11 protein-coding genes, 1 tRNA gene and 1 riboswitch are annotated in these 11,844 nt (G+C 42.1%); of the genes, 7 read left to right on the top strand and 5 right to left on the bottom strand.

The annotated features are described in order from the left end of the window. Positions 1-68 precede the first annotated feature (68 nt). Positions 69-141 (top strand) — tRNA-Ile (locus tag BV372_RS12845). Positions 142-379: 238 nt separating this feature from the next. On the opposite strand, the gene BV372_RS12850 is transcribed toward BV372_RS12845, so the two are convergent. Continuing rightward, the gene (locus tag BV372_RS12850; protein ID WP_086686895.1) at positions 380-793 is read right to left on the bottom strand and encodes a hypothetical protein; all 414 of its coding nucleotides are present in this window, start codon (positions 791-793) and stop codon (positions 380-382) included. Positions 794-894: 101 nt separating this feature from the next. On the opposite strand from BV372_RS12850, the gene pyrE reads away from it, so the two are divergent. Beyond that, the gene (gene pyrE / locus BV372_RS12855; protein WP_086686896.1) at positions 895-1,512 is read left to right on the top strand and encodes an orotate phosphoribosyltransferase; all 618 of its coding nucleotides are present in this window, start codon (positions 895-897) and stop codon (positions 1,510-1,512) included. A gap of 86 nt (positions 1,513-1,598) precedes the next feature. Here pyrE and thiC read toward each other — a convergent pair whose 3' ends face one another. Beyond that, entirely contained in the window at positions 1,599-2,972 is a 1,374-nt protein-coding gene (gene thiC / locus BV372_RS12860) for a phosphomethylpyrimidine synthase (protein WP_086686956.1), read from the bottom strand. Between the two features lie 6 nt (positions 2,973-2,978). Beyond that, a riboswitch (TPP riboswitch) is annotated at positions 2,979-3,075 on the bottom strand. A 330-nt stretch (positions 3,076-3,405) separates the two neighbouring features. Beyond that, on the bottom strand, positions 3,406-3,531 hold the full coding sequence (locus tag BV372_RS37560; protein WP_256973188.1) for a hypothetical protein: 126 nt from the start codon (positions 3,529-3,531) through the stop codon (positions 3,406-3,408). 158 nt (positions 3,532-3,689) lie between these two features. Between BV372_RS37560 and BV372_RS12865 the strand changes: the two genes are divergently transcribed. From BV372_RS12865 to BV372_RS12880, 4 genes are all read left to right on the top strand, one after another. Beyond that, positions 3,690-4,268: an rRNA large subunit pseudouridine synthase E gene (locus BV372_RS12865; protein ID WP_086686897.1), complete on the top strand. Its 579-nt coding sequence runs from the start codon at positions 3,690-3,692 to the stop codon at positions 4,266-4,268. Between the two features lie 373 nt (positions 4,269-4,641). Next, entirely contained in the window at positions 4,642-6,372 is a 1,731-nt protein-coding gene (locus tag BV372_RS12870; protein ID WP_086686898.1) for a PAS domain-containing sensor histidine kinase, read from the top strand. 353 nt (positions 6,373-6,725) lie between these two features. After that, positions 6,726-8,726 (top strand): serine/threonine phosphatase, encoded by a 2,001-nt coding sequence (locus tag BV372_RS12875; RefSeq protein WP_086686899.1) that lies wholly within the window; start codon positions 6,726-6,728, stop codon positions 8,724-8,726. 93 nt (positions 8,727-8,819) lie between these two features. Beyond that, positions 8,820-10,070 carry an FHA domain-containing serine/threonine-protein kinase gene (locus BV372_RS12880; RefSeq protein WP_086686900.1) on the top strand — a complete coding sequence of 417 codons (1,251 nt, stop codon included), beginning with the start codon at positions 8,820-8,822 and terminating at the stop codon, positions 10,068-10,070. A 182-nt stretch (positions 10,071-10,252) separates the two neighbouring features. On the opposite strand, the gene BV372_RS12885 is transcribed toward BV372_RS12880, so the two are convergent. Further along, positions 10,253-10,471: a DUF4327 family protein gene (locus tag BV372_RS12885; RefSeq protein ID WP_086686901.1), complete on the bottom strand. Its 219-nt coding sequence runs from the start codon at positions 10,469-10,471 to the stop codon at positions 10,253-10,255. A gap of 615 nt (positions 10,472-11,086) precedes the next feature. Next, positions 11,087-11,248 carry a hypothetical protein gene (locus tag BV372_RS36255; protein ID WP_179198070.1) on the bottom strand — a complete coding sequence of 54 codons (162 nt, stop codon included), beginning with the start codon at positions 11,246-11,248 and terminating at the stop codon, positions 11,087-11,089. Positions 11,249-11,394: 146 nt separating this feature from the next. Here BV372_RS36255 and BV372_RS12890 point away from each other — a divergent pair, with 146 nt between their 5' ends. Further along, the gene (locus BV372_RS12890; RefSeq protein WP_086686902.1) at positions 11,395-11,814 is read left to right on the top strand and encodes a tetratricopeptide repeat protein; all 420 of its coding nucleotides are present in this window, start codon (positions 11,395-11,397) and stop codon (positions 11,812-11,814) included. The last annotated feature ends 30 nt before the right edge of the window (positions 11,815-11,844 follow it).

Below are 11,844 nucleotides of genomic sequence, written 5' to 3' on the forward strand. Positions count from 1 at the left end.
AAAAAAATCTGGTAAACTATCTTCGAGGGTACATGAGATAGTAAAATCAAGCTACAATTAAAATTCGACCAGGGTTGGCCGAGCGGTTGAGGCAGCGAACTCATAATTCGCCCAAGGCAGGTTCAACTCCTGCACCCTGGATTTAACAAGAATTGAGTTGTGAGTGCTGAGTCATGAGTTACTAACAATTCTAATCTTGGTTATAGACAATTCAGGAAAAGGGTCTAGGGACTGAGTAATAGAAACAAGAGTAGTTTATTCAATTTAGATAAAAACTGCTATGATTTCATGCCTAAGTTTTACCAGCCTTCTCACCGAAATAGGATCAATGAGTGAGATTTTCACTCAATACTCAGCACTCTTACCGTGGAGGTGAATTTTAAAAGCGGAACTCAGTGCCCACTTTCATCTGCTCGGCATTGACGCGGGGAGACATCAGTATCGATGTGCCATAAGGGTTAGGTAAATCAGGGGTGCGAAGATATGGATCGTTAGTAGCTTGCTGAGTCAGCATATCCCGATAAACACCATTGACCAACTCACCATCGCGGGCAATTTCATTTTCAGGGAAAGAATTTGAGAACGAGCCAGCACCGAGAAAAGAGTCAAGCTGACGTTTCAAACTGCGATTTTCATAGAAATTGCGATCGTGTCGGAAATAAGCTCGCTCAATGGCATCATTCGGTGCTTCATAATTGGGTGTTGCCGTTTGGGCATTACCAACAGACGGAAAAGCAGCACTAGTAGCTAGCAGTACCCAGAAAACATTCAGGGGTTTAAGGTTTATACCCATATTCAGTACTCCTCAACTTTTGGGCGAATCTTAATTTATGCTTAAATTCAGAACTCTGATGAGTTCAACCTTTGGTGTAGCACAATTTTTAACGTCTTGTAATGACTTATTCTACTGAAACCCACAACCTATCAAATATTTGGGCAGCTACTGCTGATTTGGCCACCCTGCGCTACAAGTTACTAGATTTATTTTGTCAACTCGCTTATCAAGAGGGTGATTTTGTCCTTTCCTCCGGGTTACGTAGCTCTTATTACGTTAACAAGACACAGGTAACACTACATCCCCAAGGCGCTTTAGCTGTAGGACGTTTATTGTTTCCCTTATTGACTGCTGATATCCAGGCGGTAGCTGGTTTAACCCTAGGTGCTGACCCAATTGTGACCGCAGTAAGTGTGGTTTCTGTTTATGAAAACCGACCGATTCCAGCCCTAATTATTCGCAAAGAAGCCAAAGGTTATGGAACGAGGGCTTATATTGAAGGTCCTAGCTTGCCCGAAGGAGCAAAAATTGTAGTTTTAGAAGATGTAGTCACTACCGGGCAATCTGCTCTCAAAGCAGTTAACCGTCTACAAGAGGCAGGTTATACCGTAGATCAAGTAATTGCACTAGTAGACCGCCTGCAAGGAGGCGCAGAGTTATATCAGTCTGCTGGATTAAAGTTTGAAGCGTTGTTTTCGATTGAGGAGATTCAAAAGCGGTATCGGGAAATTAAGTGAAGTATTTTAGGAAACACAGAGGTAAGCGCAGAGAATGCCTTTGGTTACCTCTGTATTCTTCTAGGTTTAAAAGGCAGGTCAGGTAATTAGCTTTGCCTAACCTTTTCTTTCTCAAGGAACTTCTCTAGTTCTGTCAGCGCATCAGCATCAACTTTGGTTTGCATGGGACAGAACTTCGGCCCACACATTGAACAAAACTCAGCAGTTTTGTAGATATCTGCTGGCAAAGTTTCATCGTGGTATTCCTTCGCCCTCTCCGGATCGAGTGATAATTCAAACTGACGGTTCCAATCAAAGTTATAACGAGCTTTGGACAGTTCATCATCTCTATCTCTTGCACCATGCCGATGTCTAGCGATATCCGCCGCATGAGCTGCTATTTTGTAAGCTATTAACCCATTGCGTACATCTTCGGCATTGGGTAAACCTAAGTGTTCTTTGGGTGTTACATAGCACAACATTGCTGTACCATACCAACCAGCCATTGCCGCGCCAATAGCTGAGGTAATGTGGTCATAACCAGGAGCAATATCGGTAACCAATGGTCCAAGCACGTAGAAAGGTGCTTCCGAACACTCTTCCATCTGCTTGCGGACGTTAAACTCAATTTGATCCATTGGCACGTGTCCAGGACCTTCTACCATCACCTGTACGTTATCTTCCCAGGCTCTACGAGTTAGCTGTCCGAGAGTTTTCAATTCCGCTAATTGTGCTGCATCTGAGGCATCATGGGTACAGCCAGGACGCAGGGAATCTCCTAAACTGAAGGAGACATCGTACTTTTTGAAAATTTCAATGATGTCCCGGAAATGGGTGTATAGAGGATTTTGCTTATGGTGATGTAACATCCAGCGCGCTAGAATACCACCACCACGAGAGACAATTCCAGTGATACGGCTTCTAACCAAGGGCAAATGCTCTAGTAAAATCCCCGCATGGATAGTTTGATAGTCTACCCCTTGCTGGGCGTGTTTTTCGATGACATGAAGAAAGTCTTCAGGGGTAAGTTTTTCAATCGTGCCGTGAACACTTTCTAAAGCCTGGTAAACTGGCACTGTACCAATGGGAACAGGCGAGGCGTTGATAATAGCAGTACGAATTTCATCTAAATTACCGCCGCCTGTGGACAAGTCCATCACAGTATCAGCACCATACTTCACCGCTAGTTTCAGCTTATCCACTTCTTCTTGGAGATTAGAAGAGTTGGGTGAAGCACCAATATTGGCATTTACCTTGCATTTAGAGGCAATGCCAATGGCCATTGGCTCTAAGTTGGTGTGATTAATGTTAGCAGGGATAATCATCCGTCCCCGCGCCACTTCCTCACGAATGAGATCAGCAGGGAGATTTTCCCGCTGGGCGACGTAGTGCATTTCTTCAGTGATGACACCCTGACGCGCGTAGTGCATTTGAGTTACATTGCTCTGCCCACGCCGCTTGGCAACCCATTCTGTCCGCATATTGAATTCCTCGATAAACAGCTTCCCTCCGCTGGTATTACCCAGACTCAGGTGTTAAGGGTGTGATCTCAGCCTAGTTATTCAGGCACCCCTAGCATGGATGTAGATTGTACCACCTTGCTTGTGGCTGGGAGCAAGGGGGTTAACAAATCCTGAGGTGAGCGGAGTTGTCGGTAACAGCCGTTTTTTCGGAATCTTGTAACTCATCCATCGACTGAAGTCGGGAGAATTTCGTATTAGTTATCACTAAAGGGTAATCAGTGACAAAAATAACATTAGAAAACTACCTTAAGCACCCAATTTAGTTTTTATTTTGGTGGAAATATTCGACCGCTCGCCGATCCTCAGCTTTTCCTCATTTTTAATTGCTAGAAAAATACAGGTATACATTGAACCTACACAATATGCCCCGACTATGGCGTCGGGGTTTTTTCTAATTGGTAAGAGATGCGATCGCACTCGTTCCACTCCTCAAATAAAAGCTGCTAACCACTAGGTAGTAGAGGGCGATCGCCTTTTTGAAACCTGACCCATGCCTGTTGTAAATTTGTTGGCTCAAGGTTCTTAGCATCGTAGACTAAAATTACATTAGTAAGCCAGCACGGGTATCTGTATAAGGTAAGGGAGTAGAGCAGGCAAGGAGGATAAAGGGAAAATAACTAATGAATCTTGACCCTTGTCTATTGCCTATTACCTTTTAACCCTTGACCTTGACCAATGACTTCCAAGTATAGATATATTATTTTTTACAAACCTTATGGGGTTCTCAGCCAGTTTACGCAGGAAACACCCAAACACCGCACCCTGAAGGACTATATTCCGGTGACTGAAGTCTATCCTGTAGGTCGTTTAGATTGGGATAGTGAAGGGTTACTACTGTTGACGAACAATGGACAACTGCAACATCGTCTTGCCAATCCTCGATTTGGGCATGAACGTACTTATTGGGTGCAGGTAGAACGAATTCCCGATGCAGATGCTATAAGTAAGTTGCAAACAGGTGTAAGAATTCAAGATTACCGTACTCGTCCAGCAAAGGTCCGCCTATTACCAGAAGAAGCACCTGTAGGCGATCGCAATCCACCTATTAGATTTCGGAAAAATGTGCCTACTGCTTGGTTAGAAATTACTTTAACCGAAGGAAAAAATCGCCAGGTGCGACGGATGACGGCGGCTGTAGGATTTCCGACTCTACGATTGATCAGGGTAAGTATCGCCCACTTACAATTACACGGTCTACAACCTGGTGAGTGGCGTGACCTCACTTCCGCTGAACTAGAAATGTTTTTAGGCTAAGGTGCTAAAACCTTAGTGAATTAACCAAAAATCTCGTTATATATACTCGCTCAATTACTTATTAAATAAGTAAAATTGCTTATTCTTTTTTAAGAGATTACTTAGCAAGATTTTGCTGATTTCAATTAATTGCATCATGCAAATAACAGATTAGTTTTTACTCTTAAATTAAAAACCGTAATAATGTATTTTGCTAAACAGATTGTTCCACTAATTTGAACTAAAAATTCACAAATAGCAAAACAGCTATTATCTTTGTTACATAAGTTTTTATTTGCACCTTTGACAAAAATCAATTTAGAAGCAGTATAATAATTTTTTTTTATTCCTGCCCTTGTCTATATCAGCCCTTGGGTGCAAGTTATTAACTCTTATGAGCCGCAATCAGCAATCGATCTGGCATAAAACTCGCCAAAAACAAGATATCTTGTCTGCAACGCCTGCACGCTTGGAACTTGTGCCTGAACGAGTCTGCGATTTAGAACTTTGCACAGCAGAAACTCTACATCGTACCCAAGAGGAACTTAAGTTCTATCGTAGGCTATATGAAAATATTCCTTCTGTATATTTCAGTTTGGATACAACAGGAATAATTTTGTCTGTTAATCAGTTTGGTGCAAGCTGTCTTGGCTACACCGTAGAAGAGTTGATCGATAAGTCGGTTTTTAACTTATTTGAACACTCAGACAAACAAAGATTAGTTGATGTATTTAGAGAATTATTAAAGAGTTCATCTAATAGTGAAATTGCCAATTGGGAATTTCGTTTAGGTTGTCCCGCCAGTAAGATTTTATGGGTAAAAGTTGTGGCACGGTTCTTACCTGACGGCGGTGAAAACTATCTTGCCGATGCTAACTTAATTGATAAATGTCCTCAAAAGAATCCACAGATTCTCATGGTTTTAGAAGACATTACTGCTCACAAACAGGCGGAAGATGTTTTACGAGAAAGCGAACAACGCTTTCAGTCTATGGCTAATACCGCACCAGTAATGTTATGGATGGCAGAATGTGATGGACTGTTTACGTTTTTTAATCAATCTTGGATAAAGTTTACTGGACGTAGTATGGAGCAGCAGCAAGGGTTAGGCTGGCTGGAAGGCGTACATCCACAAGACCAAGAATTTTGCCAAGAAATCTATGATTCTGCCTTTCATGCTAGAGGCAAATTTGAGATGGAATATCGGCTTAAGCGTCATGATGGCGAATATCGTTGGATTTTAGATACTGGTGTTCCTAGATTTACGCCCAATGGCAAATTTGTTGGTTACATTGGATGCTGCATAGATATTACAGAGCGTAAATTAGCAGAAGTTGGCTTAAAACATAGCCAAGAAGCTGTGCAGGCGCAATTAGAGGAGATGGAAAGCTTAAATCGCCTCAAAGATGAATTTCTTAGTACAGTTTCCCACGAACTACGCACGCCCCTAACTAATATGAAAATGGCGATTCAAATGCTGGGAATCGCACTAAATCAAGAACAAAACTTTTTGTTAGAAATGACAAAGCCACAAGCAGAACGCTCGAAAGCATCTCGCTATTATGAAATTTTAGATAATGAGTGCGATCGCGAAATTAATTTAATTAGTAACTTCTTAGATTTGCAAAGGTTGGATACAGGTGCGAAGCCTTTAGTACTAGAATCTATTCAAGTACAGCAATGGCTGTGGCGAGTAGTAGAACTCTTTAAGGCACGCAATCGTAACTCTTGTCAGCAGAAGTTGCGCCTCAGTGTAGCAGCTAATCTTCCCTTACTAGCGTGCGATCCATTCAGCCTTGAGCGCATTTTAATAGAACTGCTTACCAATGCTTGTAAGTTCAGCCCCCCAGATGCAGAAATCACTATTTCTGCTCAATTAAAATCTCACAATATCCAATTTCAAGTGATCAATTCTGGTGTAGAAATTTCTAGCTCTGAATTACTGCGTATTTTCGATAAATTTTATCGCATTCCTAGTAACGACCCCTGGAAACAAGGTGGTACAGGATTAGGTTTAGCATTAGTAAAGAAACTCACCAAGCATTTAGGAGGAACAATCGAGGTTGAAAGTGGGTCAAACCTTACCTGTTTTGCTATCCAACTCCCACTGAGTAGTGAGGTGTGAACGAAATTCAACAAGAGTCAAGGGTCAAAAGTTAATTAGATGAGTTAATTTTGAATTTTGAATTATTTGTCTCCTTTAACCCCTATGCTTCTCTGCTGCCTAAGGTCTTAATCATAAGTCCTTAACTAAACACGATATACTTTTACTCTGCCACTCCTTTCCTTTTGGAAAAATTGGCTTGCCGATATCTGAAATATTTAGCTAATATGCGTCACAATTAATACTGCCACCAAAATTCACCAATGAAACCACAATTTTTTATTAAGTCTACTGTAGGCAGGGGTAGACAGTTGTGGCACTTTGGATCTTTGATGGCTAGAAGCACCTTGGAACGGGAATGAGGAACTTCCACTATGCTGATTTGCCCTCAGTGTAAATTTGAAAACTCTAATACTAATAAATTCTGCCAAAACTGTGGTGCATCCCTGACCCAGAAGGTCTGTCCTGAATGCAGTACCTCCGTACCTCTAAACGCACAAAGTTGTCCTAACTGTGGCACAGACTGCGGAACAGTGTGGTGGGCAATTATTGGCAAACAAGCTACTGGAAGCCGGGAAATAGGAACTGGAGGCGATGGGGAAAATGAGGAAGCAGGAAAAGATGAGGAAGCAATACCTTCTCTATCTCCTATGCCTATTAGCTCCCAGCTGATAGTAGGCTCTTATTTAGACCAAGAGCAACGCTATCAATTATTAGAGCCGCTACCAAGCTTAGAAGAACTTGCCGCTAATACTGAGGTTTGTATTAAAGTTTTAGACTGCCAACCATATCAAATCTCACCTCTGGAGGCAATATTAGAAAATTGCCAAAAGGGGCTAGTAACAACATCAGTGGAAGCAAGTAGAATTCCCCAACTTGCTAAACCTTATATTGCCTTACAACCACAGGGACATCCAGGGATACCGCCAATCCATGATGCATGGCAACAAGGCGATCTACAGGTCGTACTCATTCAAGACCGCTCGAATTGGCCGCGTTTACTTGATCTGTGGCAGCAAAACGCAACAAGTTCATTGAAAATTTTACACTGGTGCTATCAGATGACCCAGTTGTGGGGAGTTCTAGAACCAGTAAATTGTTGTCAAAGTCTTTTGGATTTGTCGAATTTGCTATTGGATGAAGATCAAACACTGACCTTAGGACGCTTATATTCAGAACCATTTAATAAACAGTCTGTTGCCGATTTACCAGCAGATTTGGCAGATCAAACATCTGCTGAACAAAAGCAGTCTTTAACAATTAAAGCCTTAGGGCGGGTTTGGCAGTCCCTATTTAGACAGTCTCAACGCACTCAATTTGGTTCTATAGTCCAGATGTTAGGAGATTTGGAACTAGGTAAGATTGAAACGATCGCACAATTGCGATCGCGTTTGGAAGAAATGTCTAGCGAAATAGTAGCACCCACAATAGAAGCTTTTTCTCCAACAGAGGAGCAGTACACCACTGCACCAACTATGCTGCAATTCGATGAGCCAGAAGATTTCAACTTCAAAAATGATGATATGCCAACGGTGGTCCTGCCAATGCAGCTCAGTAGCCTGCAAGAGACAGGACATACTGATGTGGGTCGTCAACGTCATCATAATGAAGACTACTTTGGCATTGAAACCAACATTAACAAACTAGAGTTACCTAAAACTAGAGTTCTACAAGCGCGTGGTTTATATATTCTCTGCGACGGTATGGGGGGACATGCTGGCGGCGAAGTAGCTAGCGAGTTAGCAGTCAACACTCTGCGGCAATACTTTCAAGAAAATTGGCTTGGCAACCAACTGCCAACAGAAGACAGCATCCGTGAAGCAGTATATCTAGCAAATCAGGCAATTTACGATCTCAATCAAAAAGATGCGCGTTCTGGTGTCGGGCGCATGGGTACTACCCTAGTTATGCTCTTAATTCAGGACAGCCACGCCGCAGTTGCTCATGTGGGAGATAGCCGCCTCTATTGTTTAACTCATAAGCGAGGATTGGAACAAATCACAGTCGATCACGAAGTCGGTCAACGAGAAATTACTAGAGGAGTAGAAGCCAGCATCGCTTATGCTCGTCCTGATGCTTACCAACTTACCCAAGCTTTAGGACCACGTGACGAAAACTCAATTAATCCTGATGTAGAGTTTTTCGAGATTAATGAAGATACTCTTTTTGTACTGGTCTCGGACGGTTTATCGGATAATGATTTACTAGAAAGCCATTGGCAGACTCACTTACTGCCTTTGCTTGGCTCTGGTACTAACCTAGAAGCCGGAGTCACAGACTTAATTGATTTGGCAAACCAATACAATGGTCATGACAATATTACTGCTATCTTGATTCGAGCAAAAGTGCGTCCAAATCTGGACAGTCAAAGATAAATGGGGACTAAGGATTAGGGGCTAGAGAATAGTTTTCTAATACCCAATACCCTATCTCAATTTCTTAATCCTTTCACATTATTAGTTTGTATTGTGGTTACTCTGACTCTGCTAGAACCGCAACAAAAAACACCACTCAAGCAATGGTATTTTGAAAACTCCACCGCGATTAAGATTGGACGAGCGGTGGATAATCATGTTGTGTTAAATGATAGTTTGGTTTCTCGCTATCATTTAGAACTTAAACAAGTCAATTCTGCCAAAAATGGCAGTTTGTGGCAGGTAATTAGTCATGGTACAAATGGCACTTTCCTCAACGGCGTCCTTGTAACTCAGAGCCAACTGCCAGATAATTCCCTGCTGCAACTAGCACAGGGAGGCCCAATCATAAAATTTCAAATTCAAGAGGTAACAGCACCAGAGTCTTGGTTGCGGCAAAAAGACATTCCAGGCTCAATGGAAAAAACCTCTGCGCCTGTATCTTCTACCTGTACTCATGAAGGGAACTCTCCCAAAAATCTGTTTTGCATCCATTGTGGCCAACCTCTGTCAGTGCAAAAGACGATTCACCAGTATCAAGTTTTGCGAACTTTGGGGCAAGGAGGCATGGGTACTACCTATCTTGCTTGGGATGCAGCAGGTGTGATTGCGGGGCACCCACAACTGCTGGTGTTAAAACAGATGAATGCCGATATGGCGAAAATTGCCAAGGCGCAGGAATTATTTGAACGGGAGGCGCACACTCTCAAATCCCTTAACCATCTTGGAATTCCTAAATATTACGACTTTTTTGTTGAAGGTGGCAAAAAATACTTGGCTATGGAATTAGTCCACGGTCAAGATTTAGAAAAACGTATATATACTACAGGTCCAGTAATACCAAGCCAGGCGATCGCCTGGATGATCCAAACCTGCGATATTTTAGATTATCTCCACAGCCAGCAACCACCATTGATTCATCGGGATATTAAACCCGCTAACCTGATGGTGCGAAATTCTAATAATCAGATAGTGGTACTCGATTTTGGTGCAGTTAAGGAAATTGGTACGGCACCTGGCACTCGCATTGGCGCTGAGGGTTACTGCGCTCCTGAACAAGAACGAGGACAACCCCTCACCCAATCTGATTTATATGCCATTGGCCCAACCTTAATTTTTTTACTGACAGGTGAAAACCCTTTCAAGTTTTACCATCAACGAGGGCGGCATTTTCGGTTTGATGTAGCTAGCATCCCAACAATTACTCCCAAATTAAGAGAGATTATTGACCGCGTTACAGAGCCATTGCCACGCGATCGCTATCAGACTGCTAAAGAACTAGCTACGGCACTAGCTACTTGCTAATGAAGGAACAAGGCAAGTGTGAAGGCTGAAAAATTTTATCCCAGCCTGCGGCAAGCCCTTTGGCTTGGTGCAGTCGCTCATGGGGAGCCACTGCGTTGCGCGGGTTGCCCGCGTTGAAGCAAGCGGCGTAGAAACCCCAAAACCGCGCTGCTTCACCGCTCCGTGTCTACATACTTCACAGTTTACTCTTCGTCCCAAGCTTCCACTGCTAACAATTCACTGATTGGATCTTGCATAGTAAAGCCAAAATCTAACAGTTCTTGTTTCCAGTGCTGCCATTCATTACCATAGAGCAAAGCAATTTTCCAAATGCTATCGCTAGGCTTGATAATATTGGATTCTACGAGTGATTGCACGTTACGCTGCAATTTCACCATTGGGTGAATTACTTGCTGAGTCATAAACTCGATTCAATTCAGATTTTGTTTAGTAAATACTTAATCAAAACTGCTTTCCGTTTTGCAAATGTTACCGATGCGTAGAGCGTTGTAATTTTGGCAAAGCTAGTCTTAACTTTTTAACTATACCATAACTAACTCTACTAAGTTGTTGGTAATTCGGTTTTGTACGGTAATTACCACCACAAAACACTAATTCCATCGAACACTGATCATAGACACCAAAATCAAAGTTAGCCGTCCCCTATAGATGCATCTATAGCCAGGGTAGGCACGACTATTAAACTTGTATTTGTTTTAGTCAACGGAATATGTGCAGATTGCGAAAACCCTTTATAATAAGGGCATTTGGGAAGTTTTGTAAGTTAACGGTTTAATTATTTACCGTATTGAATCTTATATAGAATATCGCAAACATCTGAAACTAAACAATCTGCTTGCAAATCTTTATATAAATTTCATATTAACATTTAAGAGTTATTTTCTATGGTGTTTAATTTTACGTCTAGCTCTGAAATAAAAATAGTGCTTTAGGTAGATGAAGATATACAAAATATCACTTCGTTACTCAATTAAATTACTTTGTTCGCGAATTAGTTTTCTTTAATATTTTTGACTTTAGCAGTTAAGTTTATGACGGGTAAAAACTGCCAGAGCAGCGTAGCCAACTTCGCAGCTTACTCCCTGCTCTGCTTGGCTATATGGATCAACCTGAAAGTGAACCGAGATTACCTCAGGCGATCGCCGCTTACAATCATGGGTGCTGTACTCGCATCCCATGAAACCTCACCCAGCCTTCAGAGCCAGCTTTTGAATTTTGTGTAAAATATTTCTCCATAAAATGATAGTTCCTGTGAAGGAGTGGGTATCCTCCTGTTAGGAGGATAGCTAGTACCTCAGTATTTACCACAGCATCTACATAAAGTATGGGTTCAAGTGAAGAATACTTCGATATCCGCCGCAAGCAGATTGCGCGGCGACAAAAGATTTTAACAATAGTGTCAATTGTATCATTCTTCGGTTCCATGGCCTTTTCAGCGATTCCGGTGATACAACAGGCTATTCAGCCACCTAAGGCAGTAGTTGCATCTCCAGAGAATTCATTAGAAAAACAGGCAAAAGGTTTGGAGATGGTTTTACAACGAGAACCAGAGAACCAAGTAGCCTTGGAGGGGTTGGTAAACGTGCAGCTACAGTTGAAAGATACTCAGGGTGCGATTCAACCTTTAGAAAAGTTAGTGAAGTTACGCCCTGAACGCCAAGAGTACAAAGCTCTGTTAGAGCGTTTGAAAAAAGAACAAAGCAAGAGCAATTCCCAGACAAATAATCAGCCCAAGCCTAATTAATAGTCTTTGCTCAAGCATTGTATGAACAAT

This window comes from Nostoc sp. T09 (assembly GCF_002154695.1).
Lineage (GTDB): Bacteria > Cyanobacteriota > Cyanobacteriia > Cyanobacteriales > Nostocaceae > Aulosira.

Coding starts and splice junctions, on each gene's coding strand:
- BV372_RS12850 (WP_086686895.1), bottom strand. CDS start 793: ATGGGTATAAACCTTAAACCCCTGAATGTTTTCTGGGTACTGCTAGCT.
- pyrE (WP_086686896.1), top strand. CDS start 895: ATGACTTATTCTACTGAAACCCACAACCTATCAAATATTTGGGCAGCT.
- thiC (WP_086686956.1), bottom strand. CDS start 2,972: ATGCGGACAGAATGGGTTGCCAAGCGGCGTGGGCAGAGCAATGTAACT.
- BV372_RS12865 (WP_086686897.1), top strand. CDS start 3,690: ATGACTTCCAAGTATAGATATATTATTTTTTACAAACCTTATGGGGTT.
- BV372_RS12870 (WP_086686898.1), top strand. CDS start 4,642: ATGAGCCGCAATCAGCAATCGATCTGGCATAAAACTCGCCAAAAACAA.
- BV372_RS12875 (WP_086686899.1), top strand. CDS start 6,726: ATGCTGATTTGCCCTCAGTGTAAATTTGAAAACTCTAATACTAATAAA.
- BV372_RS12885 (WP_086686901.1), bottom strand. CDS start 10,471: ATGACTCAGCAAGTAATTCACCCAATGGTGAAATTGCAGCGTAACGTG.
- BV372_RS36255 (WP_179198070.1), bottom strand. CDS start 11,248: ATGGGATGCGAGTACAGCACCCATGATTGTAAGCGGCGATCGCCTGAG.
- BV372_RS12890 (WP_086686902.1), top strand. CDS start 11,395: ATGGGTTCAAGTGAAGAATACTTCGATATCCGCCGCAAGCAGATTGCG.